We start from the raw sequence: 16,433 nt of genomic DNA, 5'->3' as shown, positions 1-16,433 counted from the left end.
GAAGAGGTATTTCTTTTTTGAAAAAGGAACTTTGCAAAAAAAAGAGAATTTAATTAGGGAGGTGAACGAAATGAAGGAGCAGCTCAAATTAGATATAACCGGTATGACTTGTGCAGCTTGTTCAACCAGAATTGAAAAAGTACTGAATAAAATGAATGGTGTCGAAGCCAATGTTAATTTAGCAATGGAAAGTGCAGCAATTTCCTATGAAAAAGACAGAGTAACAAGTCATGAGATCATTTTAAGAATTGAAAGCCTCGGATACGAAGCGAAGGAAATGGAGAAGAGGGAATCAAAACAACAACATAAGGAAGAGGAGATTAAGCAGAAGAAACAAAAATTTTTTCTTTCAGTTATTCTTGCAAGTCCCCTATTGTATACCATGTTCGCTCATATCCCAGTTGACATCGGCCTACCAATGCCATCTATTTTAATGAGTCCATGGTTTCAATTCTTATTAGCCACACCGGTTCAGTTTTATATTGGCGGTCCGTTTTATATTGCAGCCTACAAATCACTTAAGAGCAAAGGGGCTAATATGGATGTTCTTGTTGCATTAGGGACATCTGCGGCCTATTTCTATAGCGTGTCAGAAGGCTTAAAAACGATTCGAAATCCTAATTATTTGCCGCATCTTTATTTTGAAACGAGTGCTGTTCTGATTACGTTGATACTGCTAGGGAAACTATTTGAAACCACGGCAAAGGGCAGAACTACGGTTGCTATCTCTAAGTTGTTAAATCTTCAGGCAAAGGAAGCCACTGTAATTATAAATGGAAAAGAACAGCGAATCCCAATAGAAGATGTAAGGGTATTTGACCGATTATTAGTCAAGCCCGGTGAAAAAATTCCCGTTGATGGAAAGGTCATCTTAGGGCAGTCTTCAGTTGATGAATCAATGATAACAGGTGAATCTATACCAGTTGAAAAATCTGTTGGGGATAAGCTTATTGGGTCAACCATGAACAAAAATGGAACGCTTACAATGGAAGCGACGAGAGTAGGAAAAGACACAGCCCTTGCTGGCATCATAAATATTGTCGAGGAAGCACAGGGAAGTAAGGCCCCAATACAACGCCTGGCAGATTTAATCTCTGGCTATTTTGTTCCAGTCGTTGTGGGAATTTCCATTGTGACGTTTGTTATTTGGTATCTTTTTGTTAATCCTTACGATTTTCCAGCTGCATTAGAAATTGCTATTTCTGTACTTGTCATTGCATGTCCATGTTCTTTAGGTCTTGCAACCCCAACCTCTATTATGGTTGGGACAGGAAAAGCTGCTGAAATGGGAATTCTTTTTAAAGGTGGGGAACATCTTGAAACTGCTCATAAAATCAAGGCGATCGTTTTTGATAAAACTGGTACGATTACAAAAGGACAACCAGTTGTTACGGATTTTATTGCCTATCAGGAGGAGAAAAAAGTTCTTCAATATCTTGTTTCAGCTGAAAAGTCCTCAGAACATCCCCTTGCTGAAGCGATTGTGCGATACGGAGTTGAAAAACGATCGAGTACCATGCCAGTAAAACGATTTAGGGCAATTCCTGGATATGGAATAGAAGCAAAAATAGGCAATGATGAGGTCTTTGTGGGAACACGTAAATTAATGAATTTAAAAAGCATTTCTTATCATAATTGGGAAAATGATCTTCTTCGCTTCGAAATAGAAGGGAAAACCGCGATGTATATTGCAATCAATGAAACGATAATGGGTATTGTGGCAGTAGCGGATACAGTTAAAGAAACAGCTGTACAAGCCGTTAAGCAACTCTCAGACTTAGGTATTGATGTATATTTACTAACTGGAGACAATGAACGGACCGCAAAGGCAATTGCCGACCAAGTAGGTATAACTAATGTAATTGCTGAGGTGCTTCCAGAAGAAAAAGCAAATCATGTGAAGGAATTGCAGTCTAAAGGTTTAAAGGTTGCAATGGTGGGGGATGGAATCAATGATGCTCCTGCTCTTGCGGTTGCCGATATTGGAATTGCCATAGGCACAGGAACAGATGTCGCCATAGAGGCAGCGGATATTACCATACTTGGGGGAGAACTTACCTTGATTGCCAAAGCGATTTCCTTAAGCAAAAAAACGATGCAAAATATCAAACAAAATCTTTTCTGGGCTCTTATTTATAATAGTGGAGGAATTCCGGTCGCTGCACTCGGTTTACTTGCGCCTTGGGTGGCAGGGGCAGCGATGGCTTTTAGCTCAGTATCTGTTGTGTCTAATTCCCTTCGTTTGAAGAGAGTTAAAATTTAAAAAAGACTAAAGATATTGCCGGAAATGAAGCGGTGCTTTCACTAGAAAGTGCCGTTTTCTATAGAAAAAAGGGAGTTGAGTGTAATTCTTATTATATTCATTAACTTTTCTTTGTTAATTTTATATAAAAGATGTTATTCTAATCACTAAGGGTTTACTTTTTAGCATAGACCTTTAAAAAATATGAATATAATCCAGCTACAAGTTGGAGTATTAATATTTATGGTAATGAAAGTGGTGAAGTCTTTGGAAGAAAAAAATCAAGAAAAAGTGAAAGTTGAGGAAGAAAAAGTAGGACAAGAACAAGTGACCGAAAATAAGTCTAGTTACATACGCTTGAAAAAGTTTCATTTTATTATGCTTTTATTTTTCCTTGTTTTCTTATCGGCTGGGATTACAACGTTTGCTCTTGCATTTGGAAAAGAAAAGGTAGTGACAGTTACACCAGACAGAACGGAATTTAATAAACTTTATGAAGCCTTTGATACTTTGAAAAATGGTTATTATCAGAACGTCAATGATAAAAAATTGATTAATGGTGCCATTGATGGCATGGTTAATTCACTTGACGACCCCTACTCAGACTATATGAGTAGTGATGCAGCAAAGAGCTTCCATAACAGCATTTCCTCTTCATTTGAAGGTATTGGTGCCGAGATTCAGGAAAAGGATGGACATATCGTCATTGTTTCTCCTATTAAAGGCTCTCCTGCAGAAAAAGCAGGTATTAAACCGAATGATATTGTTGTTACTGTAAATGGAAAAAGTCTTCAAGGGAAAAATTCAACAGAAGCTGTCACAATGATTAGAGGTAAAAAAGGAACAAAAGTGGTCCTGTCAATTCGACGACCTGGAAATGCAACCCCTATGACGTTGTCAATTGTTCGAGATACTATTCCAATTGATACCGTTTATGGTGAAATGGTTGATAATTCCATTGCAAAAGTTCAAATTACAAGCTTTTCAAGCAACACTTCAAAAGAATTAGTAAATACCTTAAACGACCTTAAGAAAAAAGGAATGAAAGGTCTCGTATTAGACTTGCGTCAAAATCCAGGTGGATTACTTGATCAAGCAGTAAGTATTTCAAGTATGTTTGTTCCTAATGGAAAAGTTATTGTGAAAGAGGAAGACCGAAACGGAAAAATAAAGGAAATTACTTCACAGAATGAGGGAAATCCAGATCTTCCACTAGTTGTATTAATTGATTCAGGAAGCGCCAGTGCATCTGAAATAACTGCAGCTGCTTTAAAAGAATCTGCAGGAGTTCCTCTAATTGGTGAAAAGTCCTTCGGTAAAGGTACAGTTCAAACCGCAGCTGATTTTGATGATGGTTCTAATTTGAAATATACGATCGCAAAATGGTTAACACCAAATGGTAACTGGATTCACAAAAAGGGAATAACCCCAGATGTAGTAGTGGCATTACCGGAATATGCGACATTACCTATTATTGATTCAAATAAAGAATTGAAACTTTCGTCTTCATCCACAGAAGTTCAGACGGCACAAAAAATGTTGAAGGCAATAGGGTATGATCCAGGACGGGAAGATGGGTTCTTTGATGAAAAGACGAAACAAGCTGTGATTAAATTCCAAACAGCACAGAAGCTCCCTGCAACTGGTGTGTTGAAAGGTGATACTACTATAAAACTTATGACTGTTTTAAGTGGAAAAATAAAAAACAGCGATACCCAATTACAAAAAGCGGTTGAGGTTCTAAAAAGCAGAATGAAATAATAATGATGACCCGATTCCAGATGGAGTCGGGTTAAACTATATCTTAAGAACTTTTATAAACAAGAAGGGGAAGAAACATGAAAAAAGCAGAGGTATACATATTGTCAGGATTTTTAGGAAGTGGCAAAACCACATTGTTAAAACGGCTATTGGAGGACGAGCGTCTTCTTGGAAGAAATGTAGCTGTCATAATGAATGAACTGGGGCAAGTTTCCATTGACTCTGATGCTGTAGAAGAAGATGTATTGTTAAAGGAGTTATTAGGGGGCTGCATTTGTTGTTCTATTCAGGATAAACTTGAAGCACAGCTGCAAGGATTACTAATAAATGAGCAACCAGATGTTATTTATATTGAAACAACAGGTGCAGCTCATCCTGTTGAAGTATTAGATTCCATCCTTTCTCCTTTGTTTGCGGATCAATTATTGATTAAAGGGATTTTAACGGCAGTGGATGGATTGAGGTGGAGAGACAGAAAAGCGTTAAGCCCGCAGCTGCAGCAATTGCTTCTTGAACAAGTGAAAAATGCAGACCTAATTCTAATCAATAAAATTGATATGCTAAAAGAAAGTGAAAAGGCCCAGCTTATTTTTGAAATTCAGGGACTAAATCCTCATGCACATTGTTTACTAACTAATTATTCGAAAGTTCCCATAGAACGACTCAGAGGGTTATCTCAAGTTGGAAATAAGGAATCCAGACATATCCATTTAAATCTATCTACATACGTTTATCAGTTTAAGAATGCAATATGCGATACCAGTTTTGAAGAATTTTTAAAACAATTACCTAATACCATTTACCGGATAAAAGGCTATGTTAAGTTTCAATATTCAGAGTATCCATTCCTTTTCCAATACGCTTACGGAATGCCGCTTTATATGAAAGAGTACATGAACATGCCGTTGAACTTAGTTTTTATTGGTGAGAATGTTGATTGGGATATCATACAGGCCCAGCTTTCATCACTTGAAAGAGAAGATGCAGCTCGTTAATTTAGTGAAAATTTGTGAATAATGAATGATACTTTCTAATTCAGGTAACTCTTTTAATGTAGCAAAAACCATTAAAGGAGGAGCATCATGAAGAGGACAGTAGGATGTTGTTTAATAGTTGCAATTTTCCTCCTAAATGGATACGGAGTACATGCCGAAAGCGGGAAAAGGAGTAGTATTGAAATGCCGGAATGGAATAAGGCTGATCTAATATTACCCAAATACACAAAGTTTACGGTTCAGGATATGGAAACAGGGAAAAAATTTGAGGTACAAAGACGGGCAGGCAGTCATCATGCCGATGTACAACCTCTTACTTCAAAAGATACAAAAATCATGAAAAATATCTATGGAGGTAAATGGAGTTGGAAACGGCGCGCTATTTATGTCATATATAAAAAGCACAAAATTGCCGCATCCATGCATGGTATGCCCCATGGAGGGGGAGCCTTACAGAATAATTTCCCCGGCCATTTTTGCATTCATTTTTATGGCAGTACGACCCATCGAACCAATTCAATGGACTTGTCACACATGCTAATGATATATAAGGCATCTGGCTACTTAAATAATTACTTAGCAAAAGCAGATCCATATCAAGTAATAAACGCTTATATCGCAGGATATAAACAGCAGGATTCTCACATTGTCTCGAGCATATCGTTGCAAAAAATAACTTGGTCACCTATTTTAAATAAAGTCGAAAATGTAAGGATTTCACGTTTAGAAATGTTGCCCCCTGAAGATTTGAAGGAAGAAATCAGGTTAGATGTTCCTTTAGTGATTGACTGGTACATTAAGGATGTAGGCAGGCAAACGTTTCGGGGAGAAATTCACTTAATTAGATTTTCACCTGTTGATGCTTGGAAAGTGGATTCCAAGCCATTTCTACAAGAGAATCATCTCTAAAAAGAAAACACCTTTAGCGATTTGGCTAAAGGTGTTTTCTCATGTTAACAAATAGGAAAGAATAAATTTCAAATTCGAGAATTGTCTAGCTCCAGCGCCTAGCCCCTCGAGGTCACAAGCTTATCTAGTTTCGGCTCCTTGGGACTCAAGACATAAGCCGCCCCCTGAAGAAGGCAAAGAGCGCCTTCTTACAGGGTGCGTCTTATGTCTTCGTCCCAGAACAGTCGCCTCCACATTTAGGTCAATCCGTCCAAAAGGTTAAAAGGCAACCTTCCGGCCGGCTTGTCTTGTGCTTGTCGGGGCTAACCAAGGCGCTTGCGCTTTTCTTATCGCTGTTCACCAAATTTAATAAAGGTCAATTCATCCTCAATTAATCCACAAGCACCACATTGCACTCGATAACCCGGTCCATTGTAGGGGAGATGAAAAGGTTCTAGCTCATTTTGACCATATTCGCGAAGCACATCTCCGGATTGTGGATCAAGCTTAACTGAATGTGAAACTTGCTCAATTATATTAAAACGAGTTCGATTGGTTTTGCAATTTGGACATTTATAAGGGGTTGACATATCTATCTCCTCACTAAGGTTATTTAATCAATATTTTTTGCAAAAATATTGGTAAATATGTAACAATGCAAGTAAAGGAAAGGTTTACAAATTTAGAATGATAGATGACAGGTAGGGGAGAAGATACCATGAAAAAGCTAGTATTTATGTTAATTGCACTGTTGTCGGTGATAGCTGCCGTATCTTGTAGCAAACAGAATGAGGAATCAAGTAAAATGCCTGAAATGGTCAATGTAAGTTTGTCAGTAAATCCTAATCCGGGTCAACCAAATAAGCCCATCACATTTGAAGCAAAGGTTACACAAGGAAAAGAAAAAATCAATGATGCTGACGTTACCTTTGAAATTTGGCGATCTAAAGATGATAGACATGAAAAAATTTCCATCAAACATGCAGAAGCTGGTGTTTATCGCCTAGAAAAATCATTCCAACAAGAGGGAACTTACTATATTATTTCCCATGTTACAGCCAGAGATATGCATAACATGCCCAAGAAGGAATTTACTGTTGGAACACCAAGTGAAAAGGAAGATTCCACTTCCAGTAGCTCAATGGACGGAATGGACATGAATGACAATAAATAAACAAAGAAAAAAGGCAGCCTTATTGGCTGCCTTTAATCCATTGGATTGAATTAAAGTTTAGCAAATATTATTCCTCTTTTTTGGCCTTAATATTAACGGTAGCTTCTTTCCCTAGTTTTTGTTTAACGATTTCATTGACCTTTTCGGATATATCTCCTTCATAACTCGAGCCAATATTTAACCTGCCAGATAGTTCCTTTATTCCTAATTGACCAAAATTATTTGCATAATCTAAGTGTTCAATAACTATTTGGTCAACCTGTAGGTGGTTAATTTGAATAGCTGGAGAATCATCATGTTCCTTTGCAGCAACAGGAACAGGAATGGATTTTACTTCTGTTTTAACATCATTAATGGTTGATTCTAAGGAGGAAATTTTTTTTTCCAATTCCGATATTTTTTTCGTAAAAGTTTTATTTGAAGTGAACAAGCGAAAGAAAAATCGCATAAAAACCCTCTATTCAGAATTGGTTTTGTTCAAAAACCGCCCAAGATGCTTTCCTTAGTTAATCTTATTTGTAATTACCAGAAACATGCAAAAAAAATCGACGTTTACAGAATTTCTGTGACGTCGATTTGTGAGTATTGCATATCAATATTTTTGGGAATTTTTATTTCGAGAATTCCATCTTTATAATTAGCAGTAGCACCTTTCTTTTTAACAATGGCCGGAAGGGTGATTGTATTTGAATCCTCTCTCTCGGGGATATGTTCGACAATAAGCTGATTAGAAGTATGATATAAACGAAGCTGGTGAAGCCAGTCTTCATTGCGAATTGGAATTCTGACAAAAACATAATCATGTGTCTCAAAAGCCGTGGAATTTAATGCATTTGTTGTTTTTTTTATTGGATCAGATGTTTGAAAACGATTGAAGATATCCTGACCACCCATCATATCGCCCATATTCGGTATCATCTTACCTATAAGGTCTTGAACATAATTGTTGATTTCTTCCGGTTTCATTTTTTGTAAAGAATCTTTCATATCCTTTGTAAAAGGAAACATATTCCAAGGAAACATTTCTTTCAACCTCTCTAAATCTAAAATTGATTTGCAATTGGCGTAGATGGATTGGCAATTTGGTCTTGATCACTAATATCTGTATCTCCGAAGCCATTGAGAGAGAATGAACTCGAAGGAGATAAATCCCCTAGAGCAAAATTTGAGCCAATCCATTTTTGGTTCGCTGTATGGCTATTTTGTACAGAGGGTCCTAGCGAAATATTTGCATTATTTGCAATAGAATTCGTCTTTATATTAAAAATGTTTATTTGAAAAGGCATTTTATTTCAGTCCTTTATTTCGAATTACTAAAGACGTTTGATGGATTTGCGATATCGCCCATATCATTGATGTCTGGATCAATAAAAACATTCTCCATAGCCGCAGTTGGCGGTGCAAAATCTCCATAGGATGAATTTTGGCCTTGAGATTTTGTATTGGCTGTATGGGCGTTATGAAGGGCTTCGCCGATGTTGACAGACCCGTTGTTCGATACACTGTTGATTTTCAGGCTGAAGATATTAATTACAGTCTGCATCCTGTCACATCCTTTATTGTTGTTATCCCATCATATGCAATCAATCGCCCATCCGTTATCAAAACTTCAAACCAAGTAAAGGGCAATTGATAAAATTTGCATATATAATCATTTGTTTTTAACATATATATAAAGAAAGAAATTTTTTTTAGAGAGGTAATGATGGTGAAAAAGAAAACGGCTTTGATTACAGGAGGAGCTTCTGGTATTGGCAAAAAAACGGCAGAACTGCTTGCGGAAAACGGATATCAACTTGTGATCAACTATCGAAAGAGTGAGTCAGAAGCTGTTTTCTTAGGAAAGCAATTAGGAGAACGATTCGGGATAAAAACAACAGCAATTCAAGGTGATGTGGCTAACAAAGAGGATTGTGAGCGTATTGTCAATGAAACCCTCTCAGAATATTCTAGTGTAGATGTCTTAATTCATAATGCAGGTCCTTACATACATGAACGAAAAAAGCTGACGGAATACTCTTTTGAGGAATGGAATTATTTAATTCAAGGGAACTTAACAGCTGTATTTTATTTGTCAAAATTGATTATTCCGGTTATGCGCAAACAAAGCTGGGGCAGGATTATCACGTTAGGTTATGATCGGGTTGAAACTTCCCCTGGGTGGATTTATCGATCGGCATTTGCAGCGGCAAAAACGGGTTTAGCCTCTTTGACAAGAACGATTGCTATGGAAGAAGCGGCACATGGGATTACCGCCAATATGATTTGTCCTGGTGATATTACTAACGAATGGAAAGAAAAAGACATCATAGAAGCTGTCATGGCAAGAGGGGAAAAAAACACGATAGGAAGACAGGGAACTGGTGAGGATATTGCTCGTGTGATTCGTTTTTTAACAGATAATCATTCTGATTTTATTACTGGGAGTATAATTCCTGTAACCGGTGGAATAGATGTCCTTGGAAAAACATTTAGAAAGTAAATAAAATTTTAAAGTTTTTTGAACAATTTGTTTTTGGGGAATGAAAATGGCTCTCTTTGTAGATAATAGAATTTATTCATCTATGAAAGGAGCAAAGAAAATTATGAGTTTTAACATTAACCGAATTAATCCTAATCAAACACAGGTTTTTTTTCATGACGGACGCTTTGAAACTTTAACAAATGAGGAATTAGATGAATTTTTGCTCCATATGGGACTGAGTGAAGTAAACAATGAACAAAACTTATTGGAATAATATATTATATATAAATGAAAAAGCAATCGGCAAAACCGATTGCTTTTTTATGCTTCTAATAAATGGGAATCTGTTTGATCTGTTCCAGAGCGTAACAAATGGAATGTATATAAATCTTTCGGAATTTCATATAAGTCATAAACATCTCCACTTGCATTCAATCGTTCGTAAAGAGCTAACCTAGTTTCATTTGATTTTACAACATATGGAAGTTTTTCGGCGGCTTTTATCGAGCGGATATTTTCTTTTCGAATTCTCATAAAAACCGTCTCAATTCCTGTTTCGTAAAAAAGTTCATGAAAAAAAGCTTCCTTTGCGGGGGCATTATACCCCTTCCCATGATAAGGTTTACCTAGCCATGTTCCTAAAAATCCAGCACCATCCTCGATGTCAAATAAATTAATGGTCCCAATGGGATTACCCCATTCATCAAGAATGGTCCGTGAAACTAATTCACCGCGTTCTTCTGCTTCAATAGTTTGCTTGGTGATAAATAAGAATTCTTCATACGAATCAGCTTTTTGACGTACAAAAGGGAAGACATCTGGATGCGTCATAAGTTCGTACAGTGCCTGGCTGTCGTGTAAATCACGTTTTTTCAACATGAAAATCCCTCCATTAGGGCATTCCGATCCCATGTCAAAAGAAGCGGTCCACCCTCGAAATTTTTTATAAAGTTACGTAAAAAATTTCGGGGTGGGAATCGAACCCACTAGAACCAGTAAACTGGTGGCGCACCATTTGCCTTCCCTATTTCATTTTTTTGTTGCAGTTTAATCCATAAACCCCCAAAATAGCTGCTAAATTATTTTCTTAGAGTATCATACTAGAAAAATAATAAAAAAGAAATAGGTTTTTTGCGGTTTTTCGCACACATTTTTTGCCAATTTTCTACACGAATCTACGTTTCCAAATAAACAAATTCCCCTCCAATCATCGTCCATTTTGGTTTGGCTAAATAATGGAACGGATGATGGGTCCACAGTACCAAATCGGCATCCTTGCCTTCCTCAATACTGCCCACTCTATTGTCAATTCTTAAATTTCTGGCTGGAAGAATCGTAATCCCCTCAAGTGCTTTTTGCTCGGATAAGCCTTCTCGAACGGCTAGGCTGGCGCAAATATTTAAATATTGGATCGGGGTATAGGGATGGTCAGTTATAATGGATACTTCCAAACCCTGGTTGGTCAATTCTTGATACGTTTTCCACGTTTTATTTTTTAATTCTACTTTCGATCTTCTTGTAAGTGTTGGTCCAACAGAAACCTTTAACTGATGTCCTGCTAATTCATTGGCAATAAGATGTCCCTCTGTACAATGTTCAATACGCAAATCAAGCTGGAACTCTTCTGCAAAGCGAAGCGCTGAAATGATATCATCAGCACGATGTGCATGGATCCTTACCGGTATTTCCCTCTTCAATGCCATCACAATCGGAGCAATTCGTAAATCATCAGGATTATCAGTATGAATGGCTTTATAAAATGCTTCCCTGAGCATTCCCATAATTCCCATTCGAGTGATGGATTCACTATTCCCATGACTGTGAATTCTTTTTGGATTTTCCCCTAATGCCATTTTTAATCCAGCTATTTCTTGAATAATCATTTTTTTGATGTTTTTTCCAGTTGTTTTAATAACAGATGTGGTTCCTCCAATCACATTAGCACTGCCGGGCATAACATGAACAGTGGTAATTCCGCTTTTAATGGCGTCGGTGAACGCCTGGTCCAATGGATAAACTCCATCAATAGCTCGAATATGGGGTGTAAGTGCTTCGACAGTTTCATTTGCATCGTTCCCGGCCCATCCAGTCCCCTCGTCATATAAACCTAAGTGTGTATGAACATCAATAAAACCAGGAAATAAATAAGAATTTGAGCAATCAATAATGGTTACTGTTAAATCTGATTTTAAATTTTTACCTATTTTTTTTATTGTTCCATCCTCTATAAGGAGATCAGTACTTGGGGCCGGTTTAGCGGTTACAGGATAAATATTTGCATTTTTTAAAAGTATTTTATTCATAATAATACCTTTCTTTAAGTAGTTAATAGTATTTTATCTATTTATACTCCATATATGTCTATGTGAAAGATTTCAGGTTGTAATTTATTTTCCATATTTTCAAAAAAATCACGAAACCTTTAAACGAACAGAGCGTAAATATTATCGTAATGCATAAATATATTCCTTGGAGGGAAGATGGAAATGATTAAGAGCGAGGAAAAGTTATTAGCAGCAGGTATTTATGTCTTAAGCCTATTTTTTCCAATCATAGCTCCACTTATTATTTGGTTGTTAAAAAAGGAAGAATCATCGTTTATAAATTTCCACGGTAAGGAATATTTTAATTTTTTTATTTCTTATTTCGTTTATTCCGTCGTGGCTGGCATTTTGACCTTTGTCATTATTGGGATTTTTCTGTTATGGGCGCTAGGGATTGCAGCACTTATATTTAGTATTATCGCAGCCATTAAAGCATACGAAGGTCAAGAATATCATTTCCCATGGATATTTAGATTAATAAAATAATAGGTTGATAAAAAACCCGACAAAAAATATGTCGGGTTTTTTGCAAGTGTTTCCAGTTGTTTTGTAACAAAATAAACGGAAATGCCAAGTCACATAAGAATCGTATTATTTTCTTTAAGGTTATGATTATTTTATAATATGGAAGGTATAAATGAATGAAGTGTTAGGGGTGAGGCAGTGTGTTTAGCCAAACAGGTTTAGTTTTAGAAGGCGGCGGTATGCGGGGTGTTTATACTGCCGGAATCCTGGAATATTTTTTAGAACAAGATTTGTTTTTTCCTTATGTTATTGGTGTTTCGGCAGGTGCCTGTAATGCCGCTTCCTATCTATCAAAGCAAAAAGGAAGAAATAAAACGGTTACGGTAGATTATGCAAGTGACCCTAGGTATATCTCATGGCGAAATTACTTTAAGAACAGGCAGTTTTTTGGAATGGATTTTATTTTTGATGAAATTCCTAATCAACATGTACCGTATCATTACGATGTTTTCTATAACAGTCCATCAGAGTTTGTCGTAGGGACAACGGATTGCTTAACGGGTATGCCTGTGTATTTTAAAAAGCAGGATTATGGTCAGGAGTTGTTAACAGTCCTAAGGGCATCTAGTTCTCTGCCATTTATCGCACCGGAAATCAGGTACCAGGACAAAATTTTACTAGACGGCGGCATAAGTGATCCCATTCCTATCAAGAAAGCACAACAGGATGGCTATAAGAAAAATATTGTGATTTTAACTAGAAATAAAGGTTATTTAAAAAAACCGTCCAAATTTCACTTCCTTGTTGACCGGAAGTATCCAAATTACAAGGGTTTACAACAGTCTTTACGAATGAGATATTGTCTTTATAACGATACCATTGATTATTTAGAAAAGGAAGAAACAGCCGGCAATGTGCTGATTATTCGTCCGTCTGAGCCTTTAAAAGTGGGAAGGATGGAAAGAAACCCACAAAGGCTAGGAGAGTTATATAACCAGGGTTATAGTGATGCAAAGGAATCCATGACCAAAATTATTTCCTATATTGAAAGGTAGAGAAGAGTCTTAGCAGGCTCTTCTCTTTCTTTAGGCAGTGTTAATGATAATTGTTTATTTTGAAACAATGTTGATTGGAGCGGAAGGCGCTCGACTCCTGCGGGAGTACGGGGCCGGGGAGACCCCGCAGACGCTTTTGGCGTCGAGGAGGCTCCCCGGCACGCCCGCGGGTTTGCTGAGCGCCTGGAGGGAAATCAACATTCAAGTCTAACACAGCCTTCTTTTAAAAAGTGAAAATCTTCTATCATTTTTTTTAACCCTAGTAAATACACTGTTAGTAGAGGATTTGATAAGGGGTTATCATGATGAAAATAAATGAATATTACCGGGATACAGCTCATATGCACTTAAATGGTAGTATTGCTTCACTTGTTCCAACTATTATGATTGTTATAGGGAATCTATCTGTTTTAAAGAATAATAATATCATGTTGCTGACAATTCCATTTTTGATTTATAGCTTCATTAGTTTTCAAATCTACCTTTTTAGAATGAGGCAATCAATTGCGATTAGAAGGAATTTGCAATCTTCTAAAAGAACTGCCAAATCGATTTTTGATGCACGTCATCTTTTAGTGCTTTTCAGGAATTCCCAGTCCTCATGTTTATTTCTCTATTTTCCTGATGGCCATTTAGCAGGGCAAATAAAAAAATATAAAGGAACAGGTTTAAAAAGATTTAAGCTTTCCAGGACCTACGCCTTATATAATATGGAAGATCAAGTACAGGGTTTTTTTAAACTTACAGGAAAAAAAGTATTAAAGATTGAGGTCTATGATAATAATCGGACCTTTTTAGGAGAATTTGAAAAAAAGAGTAAAGGTTTTTTGCAAGACAAAAAGGAACTGATGGACCAATCCGGAAAGTATATTGGCATGGTGGAAGGTGCAAAAGCCTTCATGGACGTACATGTATATGATCCAAAAAATCAAGAGGTGGGAAGGCTGCGCAGGGGATGGATGCCAATGGAGTGGAGCCCCTTGTTTCCAGAACCCAATACACCCGTACTATCAATAAGGGAGAGTATGTCAGAAAGTGAAAAGCTCCTTAGAATGTCGTTTTTAATTAATGAATTCTTTGTAGAAAGATAACAGCAAGATTGTTTCCTTCCAGTATAATGTTTGATATGATGAATTAAACATAGTTATTGTGGGGGTAAATCTTGTGCAAATTGATTTAATTAAAGGTCATGGGTCAGGAAATGACTTTCTCATCATTGATGAAATTTCAAATGAATATACGTTTACAGAAGAAGATCGAGCAACTCTTGCAAGGGTTTTATGTAACCGGAATTCCGAACTTGGAGCAGATGGGATTCTGTTTGTGATGAATAGTGAACATGCTGTTGGTAGAATGCGAGTTTTCAATGCAGACGGTTCAGAAGCTTCCATGTGTGGAAATGGTCTGCGTCTGGTCGCAAGATATATTTGCGAGTTAAAAGGTTTGAATAAGGCAGTCATCGAAACCATGAAAGCAAATCTTAAGGTTAGTAAACAGGAGGACATCTTTCCTCAGGTCCATACCTACCAGGTTGAGATTTCTCCAGTCCTGTTTGATTTAAAGGCACTGCCATTGAACTTAAATAAGTCTTCCGTTTTCAATGAGAAAATTGAAGAATTGTCACCAGAGCTAAAATTTACCGCCTTAGCCGTACCTAATCCACATTTGATTTCAATTGTGGAAACAGAGCAGCTAAGCAGTAATCTTCAAAAACAGCTTAGTGAGAAAGTGAACGGTCCCAATCATTTATTTCCAGATGGTGTAAATGTAAGCTTTGTAAGTCCGCTTCAAAAGGATTCTATCTATGTTCGAACCTTTGAAAGGGGAGTAGGATTTACAAATGCGTGTGGTACAGCAATGTCAGCTTCTTCTCTTGTCACTTGTTTACTTGATATAAATGAATATGAAAAAGGCATTAACGTCTATAATAATGGTGGTCGAGTTCAATGTGTTGTCCATAAACTAGAGGATACTTATTCGATTGACCTAATTGGAAATGCTACGTATCTTTATCAAGCTTCCGTATCGTTAAATCTTGAAGAAAAAACATTTACGGTTTCCTCAAGGAAAAATCTAGCTGAACAAGCGACATATGAGAAGCTTCAAGAAGATGCACAACAAATGATTAAACAAACAATATTATTTTATCAATTATTTTAACAATTTACCGCGTAAATTTGTTATTAATTATTAATTTCGGCTACCAACAAGTCTGTTGATTGGCGCTCCAGGCACTTCGCTTTCCGCGGGCGTGCCGGGGAGCCTCCTCATCGCTTCGCTCTTGCGGGGTCTCCCCTGCCCCGTACTCCCGCAGGAGTCTTCGTGCCTTCCGCGCCAATCAACAGAGTGTTTTCAATAAGGATTTCAGCTATACTAAATATTAAAGAGACTTGGTGAATTCAATGTTTAAACCAAAAGAGTCTAGCCAAAGTGAATATTAATTTGGATCTATAGATGAATTAGTTCAAGGTGGACAACCTTCTTAGTAATTTAGTAAAGAAAAAATTGAGCGATGCATAGCAGACTCGGGAAGGCTGCACAGGCTCGCTATTGCCGGTTTCAGGGATTAAAGAGTGCAAGTGAACAGGCATTTCTTACTGTAGCCTGCCAAAATATTAAAAAGATTGCAACACACTTGGAAAGGTTAGAAAAAGTGAGTTGCAATACATTAGGTTGATATGCCCCCCCTGTTGAATGGAGCGGAGGGCACTCGACTCCTGCGGGATAGAGAGGTCACTGGAGACCCCGCAGGCGCCTAAGCGAGGGCACTGAAAAACTTACGTTTTTTAAACTTTTCATTTTGAGCTAATAAAAAAAGGTGACATTCCGTCTTAAATTTGATGAAATGTCACCTTTTTCTTTGTCTTCTTTTACACTTTTTCATTTAGGAGCTTTAGAATCCGCTTAATATTCACTGCGAATATCGCTGTTGCCCCTTGAATTTCCATGCCAAATAGACCCGAGGAATTTGCTATTTTAAACCCGTGCCTATGTTTAAGTTCGCTATTTTTGGCTTCAATTTTATAGCGAGTTTTTGCTAGTTGTTTGAATCTTTCTGTTTCTTG

General features: G+C 37.2%; 18 protein-coding genes and 1 pseudogene. 11 read left to right on the top strand and 8 right to left on the bottom strand.

Annotated elements, in window-relative coordinates:
• Window positions 1-70: 70 nt before the first annotated feature.
• The 4 genes from JOC76_RS20500 (at window position 71) to JOC76_RS20485 (ending at window position 5,907) form a co-directional block, all read left to right on the top strand.
• A complete protein-coding gene (locus JOC76_RS20500) occupies window positions 71-2,263 on the top strand; it encodes a heavy metal translocating P-type ATPase (RefSeq protein WP_205180650.1) in 2,193 nt (730 codons plus the stop codon).
• A gap of 222 nt (window positions 2,264-2,485) precedes the next feature.
• Window positions 2,486-4,003 (top strand): lmo1851 family serine protease, encoded by a 1,518-nt coding sequence (locus tag JOC76_RS20495; protein ID WP_372441985.1) that lies wholly within the window; start codon window positions 2,486-2,488, stop codon window positions 4,001-4,003.
• Between the two features lie 77 nt (window positions 4,004-4,080).
• The gene (locus JOC76_RS20490) at window positions 4,081-4,998 is read left to right on the top strand and encodes a CobW family GTP-binding protein (RefSeq protein ID WP_205180649.1); all 918 of its coding nucleotides are present in this window, start codon (window positions 4,081-4,083) and stop codon (window positions 4,996-4,998) included.
• Between the two features lie 87 nt (window positions 4,999-5,085).
• The gene (locus JOC76_RS20485) at window positions 5,086-5,907 is read left to right on the top strand and encodes a hypothetical protein (RefSeq protein ID WP_205180648.1); all 822 of its coding nucleotides are present in this window, start codon (window positions 5,086-5,088) and stop codon (window positions 5,905-5,907) included.
• Between the two features lie 326 nt (window positions 5,908-6,233).
• Here the strand turns inward: JOC76_RS20485 and JOC76_RS20480 are convergent, their stop codons facing one another.
• The gene (locus JOC76_RS20480) at window positions 6,234-6,476 is read right to left on the bottom strand and encodes a DNA alkylation repair protein (RefSeq protein ID WP_205180647.1); all 243 of its coding nucleotides are present in this window, start codon (window positions 6,474-6,476) and stop codon (window positions 6,234-6,236) included.
• Window positions 6,477-6,604: 128 nt separating this feature from the next.
• Between JOC76_RS20480 and JOC76_RS20475 the strand changes: the two genes are divergently transcribed.
• Window positions 6,605-7,060, top strand: coding sequence for a FixH family protein (locus JOC76_RS20475; protein ID WP_205180646.1), 456 nt, complete (start codon window positions 6,605-6,607; stop codon window positions 7,058-7,060).
• A gap of 67 nt (window positions 7,061-7,127) precedes the next feature.
• Here JOC76_RS20475 and JOC76_RS20470 read toward each other — a convergent pair whose 3' ends face one another.
• The 4 genes from JOC76_RS20470 to JOC76_RS20455 all read right to left on the bottom strand — a co-directional run bounded on the left by JOC76_RS20470 (window position 7,128) and on the right by JOC76_RS20455 (window position 8,603).
• The gene (locus JOC76_RS20470; protein WP_205180645.1) at window positions 7,128-7,448 is read right to left on the bottom strand and encodes a hypothetical protein; all 321 of its coding nucleotides are present in this window, start codon (window positions 7,446-7,448) and stop codon (window positions 7,128-7,130) included.
• A gap of 164 nt (window positions 7,449-7,612) precedes the next feature.
• Entirely contained in the window at window positions 7,613-8,047 is a 435-nt protein-coding gene (locus JOC76_RS20465) for an Hsp20/alpha crystallin family protein (RefSeq protein WP_307784748.1), read from the bottom strand.
• Window positions 8,048-8,103: 56 nt separating this feature from the next.
• A complete protein-coding gene (locus JOC76_RS20460; protein WP_205180643.1) occupies window positions 8,104-8,346 on the bottom strand; it encodes a spore germination protein in 243 nt (80 codons plus the stop codon).
• Between the two features lie 14 nt (window positions 8,347-8,360).
• Window positions 8,361-8,603 carry a spore germination protein gene (locus tag JOC76_RS20455; protein WP_205180642.1) on the bottom strand — a complete coding sequence of 81 codons (243 nt, stop codon included), beginning with the start codon at window positions 8,601-8,603 and terminating at the stop codon, window positions 8,361-8,363.
• Window positions 8,604-8,768: 165 nt separating this feature from the next.
• Here JOC76_RS20455 and JOC76_RS20450 point away from each other — a divergent pair, with 165 nt between their 5' ends.
• The gene (locus tag JOC76_RS20450) at window positions 8,769-9,542 is read left to right on the top strand and encodes an SDR family oxidoreductase (protein ID WP_205180641.1); all 774 of its coding nucleotides are present in this window, start codon (window positions 8,769-8,771) and stop codon (window positions 9,540-9,542) included.
• A 103-nt stretch (window positions 9,543-9,645) separates the two neighbouring features.
• A complete protein-coding gene (locus tag JOC76_RS20445) occupies window positions 9,646-9,798 on the top strand; it encodes a hypothetical protein (protein ID WP_205180640.1) in 153 nt (50 codons plus the stop codon).
• Between the two features lie 47 nt (window positions 9,799-9,845).
• On the opposite strand, the gene JOC76_RS20440 is transcribed toward JOC76_RS20445, so the two are convergent.
• Both JOC76_RS20440 and JOC76_RS20435 read right to left on the bottom strand, forming a co-directional pair.
• Window positions 9,846-10,403: a GNAT family N-acetyltransferase gene (locus JOC76_RS20440; protein ID WP_205180639.1), complete on the bottom strand. Its 558-nt coding sequence runs from the start codon at window positions 10,401-10,403 to the stop codon at window positions 9,846-9,848.
• A 296-nt stretch (window positions 10,404-10,699) separates the two neighbouring features.
• Entirely contained in the window at window positions 10,700-11,827 is a 1,128-nt protein-coding gene (locus JOC76_RS20435) for an amidohydrolase (protein WP_205180638.1), read from the bottom strand.
• Between the two features lie 183 nt (window positions 11,828-12,010).
• Here JOC76_RS20435 and JOC76_RS20430 point away from each other — a divergent pair, with 183 nt between their 5' ends.
• The 4 genes from JOC76_RS20430 to dapF all read left to right on the top strand — a co-directional run bounded on the left by JOC76_RS20430 (window position 12,011) and on the right by dapF (window position 15,528).
• Window positions 12,011-12,334, top strand: a complete 324-nt coding sequence (locus JOC76_RS20430; RefSeq protein ID WP_205180637.1) for a DUF4870 domain-containing protein — start codon at window positions 12,011-12,013, stop codon at window positions 12,332-12,334.
• 179 nt (window positions 12,335-12,513) lie between these two features.
• On the top strand, window positions 12,514-13,368 hold the full coding sequence (locus tag JOC76_RS20425) for a patatin-like phospholipase family protein (RefSeq protein WP_205180636.1): 855 nt from the start codon (window positions 12,514-12,516) through the stop codon (window positions 13,366-13,368).
• 305 nt (window positions 13,369-13,673) lie between these two features.
• Window positions 13,674-14,459, top strand: coding sequence for a hypothetical protein (locus JOC76_RS20420; protein WP_205180635.1), 786 nt, complete (start codon window positions 13,674-13,676; stop codon window positions 14,457-14,459).
• Window positions 14,460-14,532: 73 nt separating this feature from the next.
• Complete coding sequence (dapF, locus tag JOC76_RS20415; RefSeq protein WP_205180634.1) at window positions 14,533-15,528, top strand: diaminopimelate epimerase; 996 nt, start codon at window positions 14,533-14,535, stop codon at window positions 15,526-15,528.
• Window positions 15,529-16,238: 710 nt separating this feature from the next.
• On the opposite strand, the pseudogene JOC76_RS20410 reads toward dapF, so the two are convergent.
• Window positions 16,239-16,433: pseudogene (locus JOC76_RS20410) on the bottom strand (IS5/IS1182 family transposase); the annotation flags it as partial.

It is taken from the genome of Neobacillus cucumis, from assembly GCF_016908975.1.
GTDB lineage: Bacteria > Bacillota > Bacilli > Bacillales > Cytobacillaceae > Neobacillus > Neobacillus cucumis.
Note: the sequence above shows the minus strand (reverse complement) of the source record. Positions and strands in the feature narration are given on the sequence as shown.